The sequence below is a fragment of the Pseudomonas sp. NPDC087814 genome, assembly GCF_044742865.1.
Taxonomy (GTDB): Bacteria; Pseudomonadota; Gammaproteobacteria; order Pseudomonadales; family Pseudomonadaceae; genus Aquipseudomonas.
On record NZ_JBIUVK010000028.1, the window covers coordinates 40474 to 60428 of the forward strand.

Annotated in this window: 15 protein-coding genes; 6 read left to right on the top strand and 9 right to left on the bottom strand. The window is 62.6% G+C overall.

The features are described from left to right. Positions 1 to 5 precede the first annotated feature (5 nt). The 3 genes from ACIOMR_RS19835 to ACIOMR_RS19845 all read left to right on the top strand — a co-directional run bounded on the left by ACIOMR_RS19835 (position 6) and on the right by ACIOMR_RS19845 (position 4984). Positions 6 to 2423: a glucose/quinate/shikimate family membrane-bound PQQ-dependent dehydrogenase gene (locus tag ACIOMR_RS19835; RefSeq protein ID WP_008438499.1), complete on the top strand. Its 2418-nt coding sequence runs from the start codon at positions 6 to 8 to the stop codon at positions 2421 to 2423. 244 nt (positions 2424 to 2667) lie between these two features. Then, positions 2668 to 3525, top strand: coding sequence for a 2OG-Fe(II) oxygenase (locus tag ACIOMR_RS19840; RefSeq protein WP_003210388.1), 858 nt, complete (start codon positions 2668 to 2670; stop codon positions 3523 to 3525). Positions 3526 to 3559: 34 nt separating this feature from the next. Then, positions 3560 to 4984: a pyridoxal-dependent decarboxylase gene (locus ACIOMR_RS19845; protein WP_008438501.1), complete on the top strand. Its 1425-nt coding sequence runs from the start codon at positions 3560 to 3562 to the stop codon at positions 4982 to 4984. Positions 4985 to 5014: 30 nt separating this feature from the next. Here ACIOMR_RS19845 and ACIOMR_RS19850 read toward each other — a convergent pair whose 3' ends face one another. From ACIOMR_RS19850 to ACIOMR_RS19890, 9 genes are all read right to left on the bottom strand, one after another. Next, entirely contained in the window at positions 5015 to 7351 is a 2337-nt protein-coding gene (locus ACIOMR_RS19850; RefSeq protein WP_401195945.1) for a putative bifunctional diguanylate cyclase/phosphodiesterase, read from the bottom strand. Positions 7352 to 7552: 201 nt separating this feature from the next. Continuing rightward, positions 7553 to 8728 (bottom strand): PotD/PotF family extracellular solute-binding protein, encoded by a 1176-nt coding sequence (locus ACIOMR_RS19855; protein ID WP_102368164.1) that lies wholly within the window; start codon positions 8726 to 8728, stop codon positions 7553 to 7555. Beyond that, positions 8725 to 9699 (bottom strand): GTP-binding protein, encoded by a 975-nt coding sequence (locus ACIOMR_RS19860; protein WP_178903560.1) that lies wholly within the window; start codon positions 9697 to 9699, stop codon positions 8725 to 8727. Before ACIOMR_RS19860 ends, ACIOMR_RS19855 begins: the two co-directional genes overlap by 4 nt. A gap of 85 nt (positions 9700 to 9784) precedes the next feature. Further along, a complete protein-coding gene (locus ACIOMR_RS19865) occupies positions 9785 to 10078 on the bottom strand; it encodes a hypothetical protein (RefSeq protein WP_003210398.1) in 294 nt (97 codons plus the stop codon). Between the two features lie 13 nt (positions 10079 to 10091). After that, positions 10092 to 10841, bottom strand: coding sequence for an SDR family NAD(P)-dependent oxidoreductase (locus ACIOMR_RS19870; RefSeq protein WP_008438505.1), 750 nt, complete (start codon positions 10839 to 10841; stop codon positions 10092 to 10094). 161 nt (positions 10842 to 11002) lie between these two features. After that, complete coding sequence (locus tag ACIOMR_RS19875) at positions 11003 to 11764, bottom strand: SDR family NAD(P)-dependent oxidoreductase (RefSeq protein ID WP_003210402.1); 762 nt, start codon at positions 11762 to 11764, stop codon at positions 11003 to 11005. A 12-nt stretch (positions 11765 to 11776) separates the two neighbouring features. Next, entirely contained in the window at positions 11777 to 13117 is a 1341-nt protein-coding gene (locus ACIOMR_RS19880) for an MFS transporter (protein WP_003210404.1), read from the bottom strand. Positions 13118 to 13159: 42 nt separating this feature from the next. Next, complete coding sequence (locus ACIOMR_RS19885) at positions 13160 to 14038, bottom strand: polysaccharide deacetylase (RefSeq protein WP_003210406.1); 879 nt, start codon at positions 14036 to 14038, stop codon at positions 13160 to 13162. 11 nt (positions 14039 to 14049) lie between these two features. Continuing rightward, positions 14050 to 15393 carry an amidase gene (locus ACIOMR_RS19890; protein WP_401195951.1) on the bottom strand — a complete coding sequence of 448 codons (1344 nt, stop codon included), beginning with the start codon at positions 15391 to 15393 and terminating at the stop codon, positions 14050 to 14052. Positions 15394 to 15729: 336 nt separating this feature from the next. On the opposite strand from ACIOMR_RS19890, the gene ACIOMR_RS19895 reads away from it, so the two are divergent. The 3 genes from ACIOMR_RS19895 (at position 15730) to ACIOMR_RS19905 (ending at position 19954) form a co-directional block, all read left to right on the top strand. Then, on the top strand, positions 15730 to 16719 hold the full coding sequence (locus tag ACIOMR_RS19895; RefSeq protein WP_003210410.1) for a GntR family transcriptional regulator: 990 nt from the start codon (positions 15730 to 15732) through the stop codon (positions 16717 to 16719). A gap of 222 nt (positions 16720 to 16941) precedes the next feature. Further along, complete coding sequence (gene lon, locus ACIOMR_RS19900) at positions 16942 to 19362, top strand: endopeptidase La (RefSeq protein WP_003210412.1); 2421 nt, start codon at positions 16942 to 16944, stop codon at positions 19360 to 19362. 199 nt (positions 19363 to 19561) lie between these two features. Then, positions 19562 to 19954, top strand: a complete 393-nt coding sequence (locus ACIOMR_RS19905) for a protease inhibitor I42 family protein (RefSeq protein WP_003210413.1) — start codon at positions 19562 to 19564, stop codon at positions 19952 to 19954. The last annotated feature ends 1 nt before the right edge of the window (position 19955 follow it).

Here is a 19955-nt window from a genome sequence, read left to right on the forward strand (position 1 = left end):
ACACTATGAGCACTGATGGTGCTTCAAGTCCAAGTCGCCTGCTGCCCAGGCTGCTGGGGATCTTGCTGCTGATAATGGGCCTGGCCTTGTTGGCCGGGGGGATCAAGCTGAGCATGCTCGGCGGGTCGCTGTATTACCTGCTGGCCGGTCTCGGCATCACCGTCACAGGCCTGTTGCTGCTGGCTACACGCCGTGCGGCGCTGGGCTTGTACGCACTGGTGCTGTTTGCCAGCACCGTATGGGCGCTGTGGGAAGTCGGCCTGGACTGGTGGCAACTGGTACCGCGCCTGGCCCTGCTGTTTGCCCTCGGCATCGTCATGCTGCTCCCGTGGTTCCGCCGTCCGTTGCTGCGTGGCCAAGCCTCGCCGCTGGGCACTGGCGCGCTGAGCGTCGCGGTCGTACTGGCCGGCGCCGCTGCATTGGCCAGCCAATTCACCGACCCGGGCGCCATGGTCAAGAAAGGCCAGCTGGACCGCGATGCGGTACCGGGCATGGCCAGCACTGCGCCAGCCCAGGCTGATGGTGACTGGAACTCCTATGGCCGTTCGGCCTTCGGTGATCGTTACTCGCCACTCGCACAGATCACTCCGGAAAACGCCCACAAGCTGGTTCCAGCCTGGACCTTCCGTACTGGCGACATCCCTGGCCCAGGCGATCCCGGTGAAACCACCGCGGAAAACACCCCGCTGAAAGTCAACGGCATGCTCTACGTGTGCACGCCTCACAGCCAGGTGATTGCCCTGGACCCGGACACCGGCAAGGAAATCTGGCGTTTCGACCCGAAGATCAGCAGCGAAGGTGCTGCCAACTTCAAGGGTTGGGCGCACATGACCTGCCGTGGCGTGTCGTATCACGATGATGCCGTGTATGCCTCGGAACAGAGCCCGACTGGCAGCGCCAGCCCGGCCGCCGCGCCGAATGCCTGCCCGAAACGCATCTTCGTCCCTACCGCCGACACCCGTCTGATCGCCCTGAACGCCGACACCGGCAAGATGTGCGAAGACTTCGGTGACAAAGGCCAGATCGACTTGCGTGCCAACATCGGCACCTTCGCCCCGGGCGGTTACTACTCCACCTCGCCACCGGCCGTTACCAAGAACCTGGTGGTAATCGGCGGTCACGTGACCGACAACGTCTCCACCGACGAGCCTAGCGGCGTGATCCGTGCGTTCGACGTGCACACCGGCAAGCTGGTGTGGAACTGGGACAGCGGCAACCCGGACGACACCACCCCGTTGGCCGAGGGCAAGACTTACACCCGCAACTCGCCAAACATGTGGTCGATGTTCGCGGTGGACGAAAAACTCGGCATGCTCTACCTGCCGATGGGTAACCAGATGCCCGACCAGTACGGCGGCGACCGGACTCCGGACTCCGAGAAGTACAGCGCCGGCCTGACTGCCCTGGACATCGACAGCGGCCACGTGAAGTGGACCTTCCAGTTCACTCACCATGACCTGTGGGACATGGACGTGGGCGGCCAGCCTTCGCTGATCGACATCAAGACCGCTGACGGCGTGAAGCAAGCGGTGATGGCGTCGACCAAGCAAGGCAGCATCTACGTGATCGACCGCTCGAACGGTCAGCCTGTAGTGCCGATCAATGAAATCCCTGTACCGCAAGGCGCAGTGGCCGGCGATCACACCGCACCGACCCAACCGAAGTCCGACCTGAACTTCATGCCACCGCCCCTCAAGGAGCGTGACATGTGGGGCGTGACGCCGTTCGACCAGATGCTGTGCCGGATTGACTTCAAATCCATGCGCTACGACGGTCCGTTCACCCCCCCATCGCTGCAGGGCTCGATCGTTTACCCAGGTAACTTCGGCGTGTTCGACTGGGGTGGCATTTCCGTCGACCCGGTTCGCCAGATCGCGTTCGTGAACCCAAGCTACATGGCGTTCAAATCGAAACTGATCCCGGCTGCCGATATTGCCAAGCAAGGCCCACGGGTCAGCGAAACCGAAGGCGTGCAGCCGAACAAAGGCGCGCCATACGGCGTGATCCTCGAAGCCATGCTGTCGCCACTGGGCCTGCCGTGCCAGGCGCCGGCGTGGGGTTATGTGGCCGCGGTCGACCTGACCAACCACCAGACCATCTGGATGCACAAGAACGGCACCGTGCGTGACAGCTCGCCGGTTCCGATTCCACTGACCATGGGCGTGCCAAGCCTGGGCGGGACTTTTACCACCGCCGGTGGCGTGTCCTTCCTCAGCGGTACCCTTGACCAGTACCTGCGTGCCTATGACGTGAAAAACGGCAAGCAGTTGTGGGAAGGCCGCCTGCCGGCAGGCGCGCAAACCACACCAATGACCTACACCGGCAAGGACGGCAAGCAGTACGTGCTGGTCATGGCCGGCGGTCATGGTTCCCTGGGCACCAAGCAGGGTGACTATGTGATGGCGTTCAAACTGCCGGATTAAGCAAAACCGGCAGTAAGAAAAAGGCGGCTACCTAAGTGGGTAGCCGCCTTTTTTTATGCGTGAAATAAAGCGATCCGATAGCGCCGATGTATTTAAAAGTTTACTCGGAAAAGTCCTATACCTCCCCAAAAGTCTTTCCCTCAACTTTGGCCCTGCGCCATCCGACGCTCACTGTCGCCAGTAAATCCCCAGCCAAACAAACGTTATCTATATGACGTGCTGTAACTAACATGGAGTTTTCATCATGACGGACCTCAACAGCGTTGAATCAATACCTGCAGTCCCACATAGCCAGGTGCCCGGGATCCTGGCGCTTGAGCAACTCGACACACTCAGCCTGGAAAAACTTATTCGCGGAGAAATACTTGCCATCCGGGTACCTGACTACGCGAATGAACAAACCAGCGAAGTACTAAATAAACATATCAACGAAACGGCGACGCTCCAGGAATATAACCACGAGACCTATGAGCACGGAAAAGTTGTCCAGCATTTCTATGGTGTCCATCGCTGGGGAACACCGTTCAACTCCACCTACGGCAAGGCCGCAGACAGCTATTCGCAGCAGAAATACTACGCAGACGCCACCCACATGCGCTGCGTGATCGATGACCTCTGTGCCCCGCGCAAACCACCCATCCATCTACTGATGGAGCATATCCGGCAGGTGTGGCCAGAAGGCGCGACAACCGCGGCGTTCCAGGGCCAGCCGATGTTCTGCGGCATTATCCGCGCCATGTTCCCGGAGACAGCCCACCTCTCCGAAACAGTCCCCCATGTCGATTGCCTGCCCTTGTCGATTGCCGAACTGGAACATCAATTCAGCGCGAATATTTACCTCGAAGTACCACCTTCCGGAGGTGAACTGGTCATTTGGGATACCGAGGCGTTTACCTACGACGAGGTCATCCGTTTCGAAGGGGCGGAACTGCCCGAAGATCGTTTGCAAAAACCGCTGCGCATCCAGCCGCAGAAAAACGAACTGGTGATTATCAATACTCGCCGTCCCCATGCCATTTGCGGTTTCGATTCAGGCAAGCGCATCAGCATCCAGTCGTTTATCGGCTATACCACTGGCCAGCCGTTTTACTTCTGGTGCTAACGCCTTTATTTCTCTTCCTGACGGACACCCTGATATGACACCTGAAGAATTCCGCCGACATGGCCACGCCATGATCGACCTGATTGCAGACTATCGACAAAACATCGAGCAACGCGGTGTGCAACCCACCACGGCCCCGGGCGAAATCAGGTCCGCATTGCCGGCCAGCCCGCCTGAGACAGCCGAACCGTTCGAACAGATCATGGGCGACGTCGAAACACTGATCATGCCCGGTCTGTTGCATTGGCAGCATCCAAGCTTCTTCGGGTTCTTCCCGTCGAATGTGGAACTGTCCTCCGTCCTCGGCGATTGCTTGAGTACCGGCCTGGGCGTGGTGGGATTGTCGTGGCAATCGAGCCCGGCCCTGACCGAAATCGAGGAAGTCACCACCGATTGGCTGCGCGACATGATCGGCCTGAGCGCCAACTGGAGCGGAGTGATCCAGGACTCGGCCTCGACCTCCACCCTGGTGGCGCTGATCAGCGCCCGCGAACGCAGCTCCCACTACGCGCTGATGCACGATGGCCTGCAAAACAGCGGCGCCCCCTTGATCGTCTACACCTCGGCCCACGCCCATAGTTCAGTGAACAAGGCCGCGATCCTGGCGGGGTTCGGCCAGAACAATATCCGTACCGTGGCAACCGACGAACACAATGCAATGTCACCGCATGCATTGGAGCGGGCAATCGAACAAGACCTGGCTGCCGGGAACAGACCCTGTGTGGTGATTGCGACCACCGGCACAACGGCAGCCATGGCCATCGACCCCCTGGAAGCCATCGGCGCCCTGACGCAACGCCACGGCCTGTGGTTGCATGTCGACTCAGCCATGGCCGGGGCCGCGATGATCCTCCCGGAATGCCGCGCGCTGTGGCACGGCATCGAGAACGCCGACTCGCTGGTCCTCAACCCTCACAAATGGCTGGGGGCGGCGTTTGATTGCTCGGTGTACTTTGTACGCGACCCCGAGCACTTGATTCGCATCATGACCACCAACCCCAGCTATCTACAGTCCAAGGCTGACGGCCAGGTCAGGAACTACCGCGACTGGCGGATCTCCCTGGGCAGCCGGTTCCGCGCGCTGAAGCTGTGGTTCCTGATCCGCGAGCAAGGCGTCAGCGGCCTGCAGGCCCGGCTGCGGCGTGACCTGGCGAATGCCCGCTGGCTGGCAGAACAGATTGAAGGCAGCAAACACTGGAAACTGGTAGCCGCCGTCACCCTGCAAACCTTGTGCATTCGCCACGAGCCACCAGGCCTTGATGGTGAGGCGCTGGATAACTACACCCGGGCCTGGGCGGAAAAGCTCAACCATTCAGGCAGCGCCTACGTCACCCCCGCCGTGCTCGACGAGCGCTGGATGGTACGCGTGTCCATTGGCGCGCTGGGGACGGAGCGCCACCACGTCGAAGGCTTGTGGGAACGGTTGCAAAGCCTGGTCGATGCAACGGTGGAACACTGAAAGACCGGCGTCGGTGCAGCCACCGACGCCCTAGACCGGCACGCGCTCGCGGCGCATCCACATCTCAAACGCCATGGCATTCAACGGCCGGCTGATCAGATAGCCCTGGGCCGTGTCGCACTTCCAGAGCTTGAGCAGCTTGAGGCTGGGCTCGAACTCCACCCCTTCGGCCACCACCTTGAGCCCCAGGTTGTGGCTCATTTCGATGGTCGAGCGCACGATCACGCCGTCGCCGGAAGTGCTGTCGAGGTTGCGCACAAACGACTGGTCGATCTTCAATTCCTGCACCGGCAGGCGTTGCAGTTGCGCCAGGGATGAATAGCCGGTGCCGAAGTCATCCACCGACAGGCTGATGCCACAAGCGCGCAGTTGCTCCAGCACGCTGAGGGCCTGGGCCGGGTTGTGCATGATCGCGCTTTCGGTGATTTCGAAAATCAGTTGCCGGGCCGATACCCGGTAGTGCGCCAGCAACTCGGTCACCCGCGGGGCCAGGCCGTCATCGGCGAGGTCATCCACCGAGATGTTCACCGACAACTGCACCTCCAACCCGCTCACCGCCCACTCGGCCAGTTGGCGAATGGCTTCTTCGATCACCCACTGGGTCAGGCTGCCCATGCTGCCGGTGCGCTCGGCCAGGGGAATGAACTCGGCCGGCGACACCAGGCCCAGGGTCGGGTGCTGCCAGCGCAACAGCGCTTCGGCCTGGCGCACATGGCCATGGTGCAGGTCGAGCTTGGGCTGGTAACACAGGTACAACTCGCCCTCCGTCGGCGCCCGGCGCAGGTCACGAATCAGGCTGATCTGGCGTTGATGGGCGAGGTCGCGGTCCTGCTGGTAGATCTGTAAGTAACCCGGGAACGCTGCCGCATCGTGGCGGGCAATCGCGGCGCGGCTGATCAGCTCTTCAACCTGCTGGCCGTCGGCCGGGTAGGCGGCGATGCCGATGCTCACTTCGTGGCGCAATTCATCGCCACCAATGCGCTGGGGTTCGGTGAGCAGCCCATACAAGCGGTCAGCCAGGGCCACCGCGCGGTCGATCGCAGTGTTTTCCAGCAGCAGCAAAAACTCGCTGCCGGTGATGCGCGCGGCGGTGTCGCTGGCCGACAGGCTCGACAGCAGGCAGCGGCTGGCTTCGCGGAGCATTTCTTCCACGCCTTCCGGGCCGTAGCCTTCGTTGATCACCCGGTAGTTTTCAATCCCCAGGTACAGCAACACCACCGGCCGGCCAGCGCTGATGGCGCTGCCCAGGCGCTCCATGGCCAGCGCGCGGTTAGGCAGGCCGGTGAGCGGGTCGTGCAAGGCGTTGTGGGCCAGTTGTCGCTCGCGTACCGCGATCCCGGTTTGCATGGCGTTGAAGGCCTGGGCCAGCAGGCCGAATTCATCGTGGCTGCGCACCTGTACCGGTGTGCGGTAGTCACCGGCCCCGATGCGTTCGGCCGCCTGCACCAACGCATTGAGTGGGCGTGAAACCCGCCGCGCCAGAAACAACGCACCCGCGAGCGACACCAGCAGCACCACCAGGGCGATCGCGAGAAATTGCCGGTCCAGCGGCGCGAAGGATTCAAGGGCGTGGTCCAGCGGGCTTTGCAGCAGCACCCGGACCTCGCCACCGTCTGCCGTGTTGCCCAACGGCAGCACCTGGCTGAGATAGCGCTGGCCGTGGAACAGGTTCAATTGCGCCACCGGGCTGATGTACGCGCCCTGCAGGTCGCTGGCAATCGACGCCTGTAGCGCCTCGGGCTGAGTACTGAACAATTCGCCGGGCTGACCATGCTGCGCGCTGATGAACGACACTTCCAGGTTGCTCATGGAGCGCAATTCACTGGCAAAGATTTCGTCCATGGGAAAGCCCATGGCGACACGGGCGATCGGCGCGGGGTCGACGACTTCCTGTTGCACCAGCAGGAAAGGCCGGCCATCCAGGGCCACGATCAACATTTGCAGGCCGCTGCGCCGGGCCTGGCGCAAGGCATCGTTATAGGGAAAGGCCTGGCCGGACGTCAGCGCCGGTAACGTGCTGACCATCACGCGGCCGTCGAGCCCCAGCACAAATACCTCGCTGGAACTCAGGCCGGTGCCATGCCGGCGCAGGGTCGCGAGAATCGCGTCGGGCTCGCCATCGGCGACAGCCTGGCGAAACGGCAGGTCCGCCGTCAGCCAGTTCAAGCCGTATTGCAGGCGCCGGCCACGCAGGTCGAGCAGGCGTTCGAACACCTGGCTGCCGGTTTCCAACTGCACCTGAGCCTGGTTTTCCACGGCGCGATTGGTGGCGGTTTTCACCGCGAAATACACCGCCGCCACGACCACCAGCAACAGCAGCGCCAGCACCCCGGCAATCCGGGTTTGAAACGTATGGCGCCACCTCATTCTGTTGCCCTCTGGCAGCGCCTGCCCCCTCCAGCCGAAACGTCCCTTCGTCATACGCGTCCCTCGCGACAGCTGAACCGGCGTCAAATAAATATCCTTTTTACAGGGATATTTGAATTATCCAGATTAGCTGCGCAAGAGAAGAAGTGCACCCAATAAATACGGGAGTTTATATGTCATTAATTTGGCGACAGGCTGCCGTTACGACGTTCGCGCCCGCATGAAGTCCCCCCAACGCCGCACGAGATAGTTGTGCTCATCCATCACCGAGTTCCACACCGCGATATGCCCCATGCGCTGTTCATAGGAGCCGCCGTCGCGCACGTCACCCACATCGATCAGCGGCAAGCCATCGCTGCCCAACAGCTCTTCCCGGGCGGGCAGCCCGGCGTACCAGTAGTCCCATTCGGCACTGCTCAGGTGATCACGGCTGCGAGCCGGGTTGCCGATGTAATAACCCTGGCGCGCCATCACCGCACCCGGCCAGCCGGACAGCCACCAGTTGAGGTAGGCATAGGCCGCATCCAGCACCGGGCCCTTGGCATGGCGCGACAGCGACAACCCGCCGAACCAGGCGCGATAGCCTTCACGGGGCACCGCCAGGCGGTATTTGACCCCGGCCCGATGCAGGCGCATCAGGGTCGGTGACCACAGGCTCTGGATATCGATGCTAGGGCTGAGCATCAGTTGCGCGGCTTCCTCGTCATCGGACCAGAACGCCGCGAAGTGGCCTTCCTTCTGTTTACGCACCAGGATATCGGCCAGTACATCGATCTCTTCGATGCTCATGTTGCCGATGTCCTTGAAGCTCGCGAGGCCCGCGCCTTGCACGGCCAGCGCCGCGTCGAGGGCGCCGATGGCGGCGTCGCTCTGCAACGCAGTGCGTGCGCCCCAGGCCGGGTCCAGCAACCAGCCCCAACTCTCGTTGCCGCGGTTGAACCCTTCGGGCAAGCGCTCGGGGCGGTAGGCGAAACTGTCGGCGTTGTGGGTCAGGGGCAGCATGCTGATGCGTTCGGTGACGGTGCTGCCGAGGCTGCCGTCGTGCTGCACGAAGAGGCGCTCGCTGGGCACACTGCCGCTGCCCAGACGGTCGTTGGCGGACAAGCGTCCGCGCTTGGGCAGGTCGTTGATCTCGTGCCACAGCGCAATGCGCCGGGTGTCGATCGGCTGGATCGCCCGCGCCGGCCACACGAAGTCGACGTTGTGAAACCACTGGTCGTAGAGGTCGTAGCTGTCAGGTTGCATCACCGCAATGCGCTGGGCCTGCTCGACATCATGCACCTGGTACACCAGGCGAATGCCCAGCTCTTTTTCCGCTCGCACACGCAAGGTTTCGAGCAAGGTCACCGAGGTGCCGAGGACGCGAAGCGTGATCATGCGGCGAACCTTCTGGAGAACACTTCAAAGGAGCGCCGCAGCAGAGCCGGGTCGAGCCCGCGCAGGATAAACACCAGGCGCGATTGCCGATCGGTTCCCGGCCAGGCAGGCAGGTGAACCGGGGCATGCAGGCAATGCTGCACGCCATGAATGACGATGGGAGCGTTACTGGCGTTCACGTTGAGCAGTCCTTTGACGCGAAGAATACGTTCGCCGTGGCATCTTAACAGCATCGATAACCAGACCCCGAAACCGACCCAATCCAGCGGCTGATCGAAGGTCAGGCAACAGACTTGCGCAGCGCCGTGGTTGGCGGCGGTGGTTTGATGGAGTTTCCAGCGGCTGACTTCTGCAGCGGGCTCGGCACTGCGCAGGCCTTCGCCAAGCAGCAGTTGTTCACCGCTGTCGATATCGCAGGTATTGAGGATCGGCGTGCCGGCGTTCAGTGCCTGCAAGTGCAAGCGCAACGGGCCACAGTCTTCGACGAGGTCGGTCTTGCTCAACAGCAGGCGATCGGCAGCGGCCACTTGCGCCAGCCATTCCGGGTGCAGGCGCTCTTGCAAAGCGGCGTGGCTGGCGTCCACCAGCGTCACCACCAGGCCGATATGAAAGCGCCCGCGCAGTTGCACGTCGTTGTTCAAGGTCGCGAGGATTGGCGCCGGGTCAGCCAGGCCGGTGGTTTCCAGGATCACCCGCTTGAAAGCCGGAATCTCACCCCGCTCACGACGCTGCAACAGGCCGAGCAAGGCGTCTTTCAACTCGCCGCGAATCGAACAGCACACGCAGCCGCTGGGCAGCAGTACGGTGTCGGGCGCGACTTCCTCCACCAGCAGGTGGTCGATGCCGACGTCGCCGAACTCATTGATCAGCAACGCTGTGTCGCCGAGGCTTTCACCTTGCAGCAGGCGCTTGAGCAAGGTGGTCTTGCCGCTGCCGAGGAAGCCGGTGATGACGTTTAGCGCGATGCTCATAGTTCTACCTCAATGATGCCCCTGCAGGAGTCCGGCTTGCCGGCGATGGCGATATCAAGGACGCCATCGCCGGCAAGCCGGGCTCCTACAGTTCCAGATGATCGAGCAGGCGCGGGTCCAACGGGTCCAGCGGTCGACCGAGCATGGTCTCTGCCGCCTGCCACAGTTGATCCAGGCCGCTGGCCAGTTCCTGTTTGCCGGTGGCGCCCAGCAGCAGATAGGACGCGCCCTGGAAGTCTTCGACCTTGAGCCGGAACACCGCCAGCACCTGGTTGATCGCCGCGATGCGGCGCAGGCGTTCGCGTCGGCGCGGCAATTCATCGCCCAAAGGGTCGCTCCAGTGCAGGTCTTCGCCCAGCAGGCCGCAAAGTCCGCACATGCTTAGTACCCGCTCATGGCATGACGTCGCCGGAGTTCGGGCCAAGGGTCTGGCCGACGAACAGATTGCCGCCCGGCTCGCTGGCCAGCAGCACGGCAGTCGGCGCGACTTCGTCCGCCAGGCCGAAACGACCCAGGGGCAACTCGGCGGCCTTGGCGCGTTTCCAGGTGTCGCTGATGCCGCCTACCAATGGCGTTTCGATAGGCCCGGGTGCGATAGCGTTGACCAGTACGTTGTCCTTGGCCACTTCCAGGGCCAGGGATTTAGTGAAGCCGATCACTCCGGCCTTGGCCGCCGCATAGTGCGTCAACTCGGCGCCGCCCTTGATCCCCAGTTGCGAGGCGACGTTGATGATCCGGCCCCAGCGCTGGGCGATCATGTGAGGCAAGGCGCGCTGGCTGGCGACGAACACGCTGGTGAGGTCGACGCGCAGCATGTCGTTCCACATGTCCAGGGTCAGGTCGACGCAACGGGCCTGGGTCAGCATACCGGCGTTGTTGACCAGGATGTCGATGCCGCCGTAGTGGGTGACGCAGGCATCGACGCTGGCCTGGGCGCCGTCGACGGTGCCGACATCGGCCACGCACTCGAGGACTTCGGCGCCGAGGTTGCGGCAGGTGATGGCGGTTTCGGCGAGGGTGGCGGCATCGCGGTCGGCCAGCAACAGGCGCGCGCCTTCGACGGCGTAGGCACGGGCGATGGCGGCGCCGATGCCGCTGCCGGCACCAGTGATCACGGCACGGCGGTTAGCGAGTTGGGGCATGGTGAACTCCTCAAATAATCAAACGGCGAACGCGGTCAAAAATGTGGGAGCGGGCTTGCTCGCGAAAGCGGAGTGCCAGCCAATACATGCGGAACTGATCCACCGCATTCGCGAGCAAGCCCGCTCCCACATTTGGAGCGAGTCCGGCTTAAAACTGGGGGTTAGTCCGGCCAGCGCACGGTCAAGCCACCATCAATCACGATGCTCTGCCCGGTCAGGTAGCTCGATTCCTCACTGGTCAAAAACCGCACCAGGGACGCCACTTCATCCGCCCGCCCGACCCGGCCCAACGGAATCGCCCGCGCCGCTTTCGCCAGCCCTTCCGGCCCGAGGGAGTTCTTCGCGTCCAGCGACTGCGGCGTCTCGATCAACCCCGGAATCACCGCGTTGCAACGAATCCCCAACGGCGCCAATTCCACCGCCAGCGACCGACACAACCCCGGCACACCGGCCTTGGCCGCCGCATAGTGCGCGTGCTCCTGCCAGCCATACACGCCACCGGCAATCGACGAAATCGCCACCAGCGCACCGCCTTCATGCATGTGCCGGGTTGCCGCCCGGAAGGTGCGCATCACCCCGGTCAGGTCGACGTTGAGCATCTCGTTCCACAGCTCGTCGGTCATTTCCAGCAGTGGCGCACGGCGTAACAAACCGGCGTTGGCCACCGCGTAATCGAGGCGACCGAAGTGCTGGACCGCCTGCGCCGCCAGGTTATCCACCGAGGTTGTATCGCCCACGTCCAGCGGCAACATCAGGCATTCACCGCCCGCCTCTTCCACCAGCGCAACCGTGTGATGCGGGTCATGGGGATCGGCCGGGTAATACCCACCCACCACCGCCACGCCGCTGCGGGCATACGCCACCGCGAGGGCCTGGCCGATGCCGCTGGCGGCACCGGTAATCAATGCAACTTTACGACTCATCGAATCAACTCCTTACTGGACGGTTTCCGGACGCACATGGCGCGCGGCAAACATCAACGCACCGGAGAGGAAGCACGGCACTGCGCCAAACCACAGCGCAGCGGTCTGCCAGTCACTCCCGGCCGACAACACCTGGGTCGCGCCGAACCCGGCAACCACCGCACCAATCGGCCCCATGGCATGGATAATCGCGCCACCGGTAGCCCGGATGCTGGTGGGAAAACTTTCACTGATGAAAAACAGCGCCGCCGAGTACGGCCCGATCAGGAAGAACAGGCCCAGGCTGTACAGCCCCACCACCATCGCCATGTTGCTCGGGCCAAACAGCATCCCGGCAAACGACAGCCCGCCGAGCATCCAGCCCAGGCCGATGACATTGCGCCGGCCGATCTTGTCGCCCATCCAGCCGTGGCTGAGGTAGCCGCAGTAGCCCACCAGGTTCGACAGCACGAGGATGATCAGCGAGTTCTCGAACGAGATGTGGTGCACGCTGACGATCACCGACGTACCCAGCACGCTGAACACCTGGATCGCCGCCCAGTTGAGCAGCAGCGCCGCACCGATCACCAGGGTTGCACGGCGGGCCGGGCCACGGAATGCGGCCTTGAGGCCGGCCTTGCTGTGTTCGTCATAGTCCACGCCGTAGGTCACGGCGACGTTTTGCGCCTCTTTCACCGCGCCGCTTTTACGCAGCTCGCTGATGCGCTGGTGAATCTGGAACTGCGGGCTTTCCTTGAGCTTGCGCGCCATGACCGCGATGACAATCGCCGGGATCGCCGCAAACACGAAGCACCCCTGCCAGCCAATCACCGGCAGCAACAGCGCGGTCAAACCCGCCGCGATCAACGCGCCCACCGGCCAGCCGCCCTGCACCAGGCTGTAGATAAAGCCGCGACGCTTGGCCAGTTTTGGATCATCGGAAGCTGCGTACAGTTCGCTCAAGTAAGTCGCGTTGACGGTTTCCTCGGCATACCCCAGGCCGCCCAGCGAACGGATCAGGATCAGCGACGACTTGCCCCACGCACCACCAATGGCGGTGAGCGCCGAGCAGATCGCCGAACCGGCCACGGTGAAAATAATCCCTTTGCGCCGACCCAGTTTGTCCACGATCGGACCGATGGCCAGCGCGACCACGGCGGTGCCTACCGCCACCCATGTCGCAATCTCCGCTTGCTCCACTTCACCCCAGTTAAAGTGCCGCCCGATTTCCGGCAGCAAGGTGCCGAAAAGGATGAAGTCATACACCGCAAACACCCAGGCAAAAAAAGCGATCCAGGTGGCGAAACGCACTTCCTTGGGCGTCAGTTGCCGGGGTTTCCAGCCAGTCAGATCAAGCTTGTTGTAGATAGACATGAATCGCGCCTCGGGAGGTTGGCCAGGGTTTAGGTACGGGTGTCAGGTACGTGGTTGGCGGCGGATAAAGTCATCGGCGATTTCGTCGAAGGTGACGAAGCGCACGCCGGCATGGCTCTGGATGTGTTCGATCAGCCGCTCAAGCATCAGCAGCACTTGCGGGCGGCCGGACACGTCGGGGTGGATGGTCATGGTGAACACCGCGTGTTCGTGCTCGCGGTAGACCCAGTCGAACTGGTCGCGCCACATTTCTTCGAGGTGACGCGGGTTGACGAAGCCGTGGCTGTTGGGGGCTTTCTTGATGAACATCATCGGCGGCAGGTCGTCTAGGTACCAGTTGGCCGGGATCTCCACCAGGTCGGTTTCTTCGCCGCGCACCAGGGGTTTCATCCAGGTGTCGGGGTGCTGGCTGTAGTCGATCTTGGTCCAGGTGTCGCCCTTGCGCACGTAGTACGGGTGGAAGTCGTTGTGCATCAGGCTGTGGTCGTACTTGATGCCTTTTTTCAGCAGCAGTTCGTTGGTGACCTTGCTGAATTCCCACCACGGCGCGACGTAGCCGGTGGGGCGTTTGCCGGTGACCTGGGTGATCAGCTCGATGGACTTGTCGAGGACGATTTCTTCCTGCTCGGCCGTCATCGCAATCGGGTTTTCGTGGCTGTAGCCGTGCACACCGATTTCGTGACCGGCGTCGGCCACCGCCTTCATCTGCTCGGGAAAGGTTTCCATCGAGTGGCCGGGGATAAACCAGGTGGTGCGCAGGCCGTAGCGCTCGAACAATTTGAGCAGGCGTGGCGCACCGATTTCACCGGCGAACAGGCCGCGGGAAATGTCGTCCGGGGAATCTTCGCCGCCATAGGAACCGAGCCAGCCGGCGACCGCGTCGACGTCGACGCCAAATGCACAGAGGATGTCTTTAGCCATGATGTGTCTCCTTAAAAAGTGAGTGCGGTTTCTACTGACAGCGCGGCCCGAAGCAGGCGCGCGTCTTCGCCGCTGGGGGCGCTGAGCAGCAGGCCGGTGGGCAGGCCCAGGGCATCGCGGCCGCTGGGCAGGCTGACGCCGGGCATGTCCAGCAGGCTGCCGGGCATGGTCAGGCGCAGGGTGGCGAGGTTGGTGCTGACGAACAGTTCAAAGTCGGCTTCCAACGGCGCCAGGGCCGGGGCCACATGGGCCACGGTGGGGGTGATGAGGATCGCGCCGTCGAGTTCGTCGACAAGCTGCTGTTGCAGGCGGCGACGGGCGTCGTACAGCGCCAGCAGTTGGCTGGCCGGCAGTGTGCGGGCCGCTTCAAGGCGACGGCGAACGCGGGGGTCGAGTTGCTCGGCATCAGGGCTGTCGAGCAGGGCTTCGTGGAGGGCGAAGGCTTCGAAGGCGCCGAGCCAGCCCTGGTGCAGGATCAGGTCGAGGGTGGCCTGGAAGGTCTTCGAGGGGCGCACGTCAATCAGCGCGCCATCTGCCTTCAATCGGTCCACACAACGTTGCAGGTTATCGCGCACCGCAGGTTCAACCCGTGCGTCTTCCAGCACACTTTGCTCGACCCAGAACCGCTGGCCATTGAGGCTGCGGGGCGGGCGTGGTGGGCGCTGGTCGCGACCATTGAGCAGGTCGTCGATGGCCAGTGCATCGCGCACGCTGCGGGTCAGCGGGCCGAGGCTGTCGAGGGTGTGAGCCAGCGGGAAAACGCCGTCGCGGCTGTAGCGCCGGCAACTGCTGCGATAACCGACCACGCCATTCAGCGCAGCCGGAATACGGATGGAGCCGGCGGTGTCGGTACCCATGGCGATCGGCACGATGCCGGCTGCCACGGCGACCGCCGAGCCCGACGACGAGCCGCCGGGAATCCGCGGTTGATCGACGCTGGCCGGGTTGTGCGGCGTGCCGAAATGCGGGTTCAGGCCCAGGCCGGAATAGGCCAGCTCGCTGAGGTTGGTCTTGCCGACGCTGACCATTCCGGCGCGGCACAACAGGCCCACACTTGGTGCGTCCAGCAAGACAGCCGGCGCATTGCGGCGATAGGCCGCGCCCGCCGTGGTAATGCTGCCGGCCACATCGAACAGATCTTTCCAGGCCAGTGGCACCCCGTCGAACACGCTCAACGGCTGGCCGGCACGCCAACGGGCAGCCGACGCTTCGGCCTCACGGCGGGCGCGCTCGGCGGTCAGGGAGATGAACACGCCGGGGGCCATGCTCGCGTGGGCAAGTGCCTGTTCCAGGACCTGCACCGGGTCGCTGCGACCGCTGGCGAAATCCTCGGCCATTGAAGTGGCGTCTGACATAGGAATGACCTTTGAAAAATGTACATATTAATAAAATGTACATTTTACAAAGGCAGCTTTCGTGCCAGTCTCGTGGACAGCTCGGTTGCCACACCTGGCACTTTGGAGCAGATCCACGGGCTAGATGGGTTTCAGGCATTAAAAGAAATATCGGCTGGTGTTTAAGGCTAGCGCGGAATGAAATAATGTATCTTTTATTAATAAATACATTTTGGTGCAGAAAAGTAACATCAACCCTCTGAAGGCCCCAAAAAAGTGCCACCGACGTGGCGCAGAGTGACAGGCGCAACTATGAGAGAATCCCCGGCCACCGACCCGTTTGCTCCAGAGAGCCCGATGAAAGCAGTGTCAGCCTCGGCTTCCCGTTACGCGATGATTCACCAGGTTCTGCGCGACGCCATCACCCATGGCACCGCCCGCCATGGCCTGGTGTTGCTGGAAGCGCCGCTGGCCGAACTGTTCGGCACCAGCCGGGTGCCGGTGCGCAAGGCGCTGAACCTGTTGCATGACGAAGGACTGATCTGCCGCTTTGATGGCCGGGGTTACCTGATCAACCCCGACGGCCTGGACATGGAGCCGCTGCGCTTGCCCCTGAGCCATGCGCACCTGGGCCTCAACGGTGAAGATGAATTGGTGGACACCCGGCCACTGGGGGAGCGCATCGTCGAGGAAATCGGCGCAGCGCTCTCGACCTGTATCGCCTTCGGGCATTATCGCCTCGATGAACAGGCCGCCGCCGAGCACTACAACGTCAGCCGCGCGGTGGTGCGTGAAGCGCTGATGCGCCTGCGGGACCGTGGCCTGGTGGAAAAGGAACCCTATTCCCAATGGCTGGCCGGGCCACTGACTGCCCGGGAAGTCACCGAAGACTACGAACTGCGCGCCTGCCTGGAGCCCGAAGCCCTACGCCAGAGCGCGCCGAACCTCGACCGCGACCTGCTGCACGCCATGTTGCAGCGCGTGCTCGATGCGCAAAACAGCGCCCATTGCAGCCTGGAAGAGATCGAGCAGATCGAGGAAGACCTGCACCAGCACTGCCTCGCGGGCCTGCAAAATCGCAAGATCGCCGCGCTGATCCGCCAGGGGCAGAGCCCGATGATCATCAGCCGGATTTTCTACCGGCTGCTGGGCATCGGTGCCGATCCGGCGATGCTGGCCGAGCACCGGCTGATCCTTGAGCTGTTGCTGCATGGCGCCTTCGACGCCGCCGCACTGAACCTGCGCGAGCACCTGCAACGGGCCCGGCAGCGGATGTTGCAGCGTTTGAAGGTGCTGTCGGTGCTGCCTGAACAGCCGTTGCCGGCCTACCTGCACAAACTCAGCTGACGAAATGCAATCGAAAATGTGGGAGCGGGCTTGCTCGCGAAGGCGGCGCATCAGTCACAGATGCATTGACTGACAGACCGCCTTCGCGAGCAAGCCCGCTCCCACATTTGTTCAGCGGTGCTTTTGAAAATATTGTGCAATATGTTGCTATCTCACCCCACCCATTGAAACCACTGCCGACCCGCCCCATCTAACTTGCATACTTCCTTATGCAGGTGCCCCATGAGCGACCAGCAAGAATTCCCGGACATCGACCTCAACGACTACGCCGACCCGGAAAACGCTGAACACACTTCCGCCAACACTGGCTTGGCCCTCCCAGGGCAAAACCTGCCCGACAAGGTCTACATCATCCCGATCCACAACCGGCCTTTCTTCCCGGCGCAAGTGTTGCCGGTGATCGTCAATGAAGAGCCGTGGGCCGAAACCCTGGAGCTGGTGAGCAAGTCCGACCACCACTCCCTTGCCCTGTTCTTCATGGAAACCCCGCCCGAAGATCCGCGCCACTTCGACACCTCCAGCCTGCCGCTGTACGGCACCCTGGTGAAGGTGCACCACGCCAGCCGCGAAAACGGCAAGCTGCAATTCGTCGCCCAGGGCCTGACCCGCGTGCGGATCAAGACCTGGCTCAAGCACCACCGCCCACCGTACCTGGTGGAAGTCGAATACCCGCACCAGCCGACCCAGCCGACCGACGAGGTCAAGGCCTACGGCATGGCGCTGATCAATGCGATCAAGGAACTGCTGCCGCTCAACCCGCTGTACAGCGAAGAACTGAAGAACTACCTCAACCGCTTCAGCCCCAACGACCCGTCGCCGCTGACCGACTTCGCCGCCGCCCTCACCTCGGCCACCGGCACTGAACTGCAGCAAGTGCTGGACTGCGTGCCCATGCTCAAGCGCATGGAAAAAGTCCTGCCGATGCTGCGCAAGGAAGTCGAAGTCGCGCGCCTGCAAAAAGAAATCTCCGCCGAAGTGAACCGCAAGATCGGCGAGCACCAGCGCGAGTTCTTCCTCAAGGAACAACTCAAGGTCATCCAGCAGGAACTGGGGCTGACCAAGGACGATCGCAGCGCCGACGTCGAGCAATTCGAACAACGCCTGGTGGACAAGGTCCTGCCGACCCAGGCGCAGAAACGCATCAGCGAAGAAATGAACAAGCTGTCGATCCTAGAAACCGGTTCGCCGGAGTACGCGGTCACCCGCAACTACCTGGACTGGGCCACCTCGGTGCCGTGGGGCGTGTATGGCGAGGACAAACTCGACCTCAAGCACGCCCGCAAGGTACTCGACAAACACCACGCCGGCCTGGATGACATCAAGAGTCGCATCCTCGAGTTCCTCGCCGTGGGCGCCTATAAGGGCGAAGTCGCCGGCTCCATCGTGTTGCTGGTGGGCCCGCCGGGCGTGGGCAAGACCAGTGTCGGCAAATCGATTGCCGAATCCCTCGGCCGGCCGTTCTACCGCTTCAGCGTCGGCGGCATGCGTGACGAGGCCGAGATCAAGGGGCATCGCCGCACCTACATCGGTGCGATGCCGGGCAAGTTGGTGCAAGCCCTCAAAGATGTGGAAGTGATGAACCCGGTGATCATGCTCGACGAGATCGACAAGATGGGCCAGAGCTACCAGGGCGACCCGGCCTCGGCCCTGCTCGAAACCCTCGACCCGGAACAGAACGTCGAATTCCTCGACCACTACCTGGACCTGCGCCTGGACCTGTCCAAAGTGCTGTTCGTGTGCACCGCCAACACCCTGGATTCGATCCCCGGCCCGTTGCTGGACCGGATGGAAGTGATTCGCCTGTCGGGCTACATCACCGAAGAAAAGGTCGCGATTGCCAAGCGTCACCTGTGGCCAAAGCAGCTGGAAAAAGCCGGCGTGTCGAAAAACAGCCTGTCCATCAGCGACGGCGCCCTGCGCGCCCTGATCGATGGTTACGCTCGCGAAGCCGGGGTGCGTCAGTTGGAGAAACAGCTGGGCAAACTGGTGCGCAAGGCGGTGGTCAAGCTGCTGGATGAGCCGGACTCGGTAATCAAGATCGGCAACAAGGACCTGGAAGCCTCCCTGGGCATGCCGGTGTTCCGTAACGAGCAAGTGCTGTCGGGCACCGGTGTGATCACCGGCCTGGCCTGGACCAGTATGGGCGGCGCGACCCTGCCGATCGAGGCGACGCGCATCCACACGCTGAACCGTGGCTTCAAGCTCACCGGGCAACTGGGTGAAGTGATGAAGGAATCGGCCGAGATTGCCTACAGCTACATCAGCTCGAACCTGAAGTCGTTTGGCGGTGACCCGAAGTTCTTCGATGAAGCCTTCGTGCACCTGCACGTGCCGGAAGGCGCCACGCCGAAAGACGGCCCGAGCGCGGGCGTGACCATGGCCAGTGCGCTGCTGTCGCTGGCGCGTAACCAGCCGCCGAAAAAAGGCGTGGCCATGACCGGTGAACTGACGCTGACCGGGCATGTGCTGCCGATTGGCGGGGTGCGCGAGAAGGTGATTGCGGCGCGGCGCCAGAAGATTCACGAGTTGATCTTGCCGGAGCCTAACCGGGGGAGCTTTGAAGAGCTGCCGGAGTACCTGAAGGAAGGGATGACGGTGCACTTTGCCAAGCGCTTTGCGGATGTGGCGAAGGTGTTGTTCTGATAGTTATGTAGCGCCTGAGCTGGCCTCTTCGCGAGCAAGCCCGCTCCCACACTTGACCGAGTCCATGCTTTGGAATGCGGTCGAATGTGGGAGCGGGCTTGCTCGCGAAGAGGCCGGTGCAGCCAACACAACGCCATCTGTCACACCTTGTCTCATCTTCGGTTATGCTCGCCCTTCGTCGCCAAACAACGGAGCCCCCATGACCGCTGCCCGTCTGCTTCTCCCCCTGAGCCTTTGCCTGCTCGCCGCCTGCGCGAGTGCGCCGAAGCAAAACGTCACCGTGGAAAAACAGAGCGCCTGCCCGCTGCAACTCAAGACCGGGCAAAACCTGATCCTGACCCTGCCCAGCAATCCCACCACCGGTTACCGCTGGGCCATCCAGGACTCGGCCGGCGGCGTGCTGCGCAGCCTGAGCCCCGAGGTCTACAGCAACACCGACGACACCGGCGTGGTCGGCAGTGGCGGCCAATCCACCTGGCGCTTCCAGGCCTTCAACGCCGGCCAGGGCCGTTTGCGCCTCACCTCACAACAACCCTGGGAGCCGGAAGCTGAACCGGCCGAAACCTTCGACTGCGCCATTACGGTGAACTGAT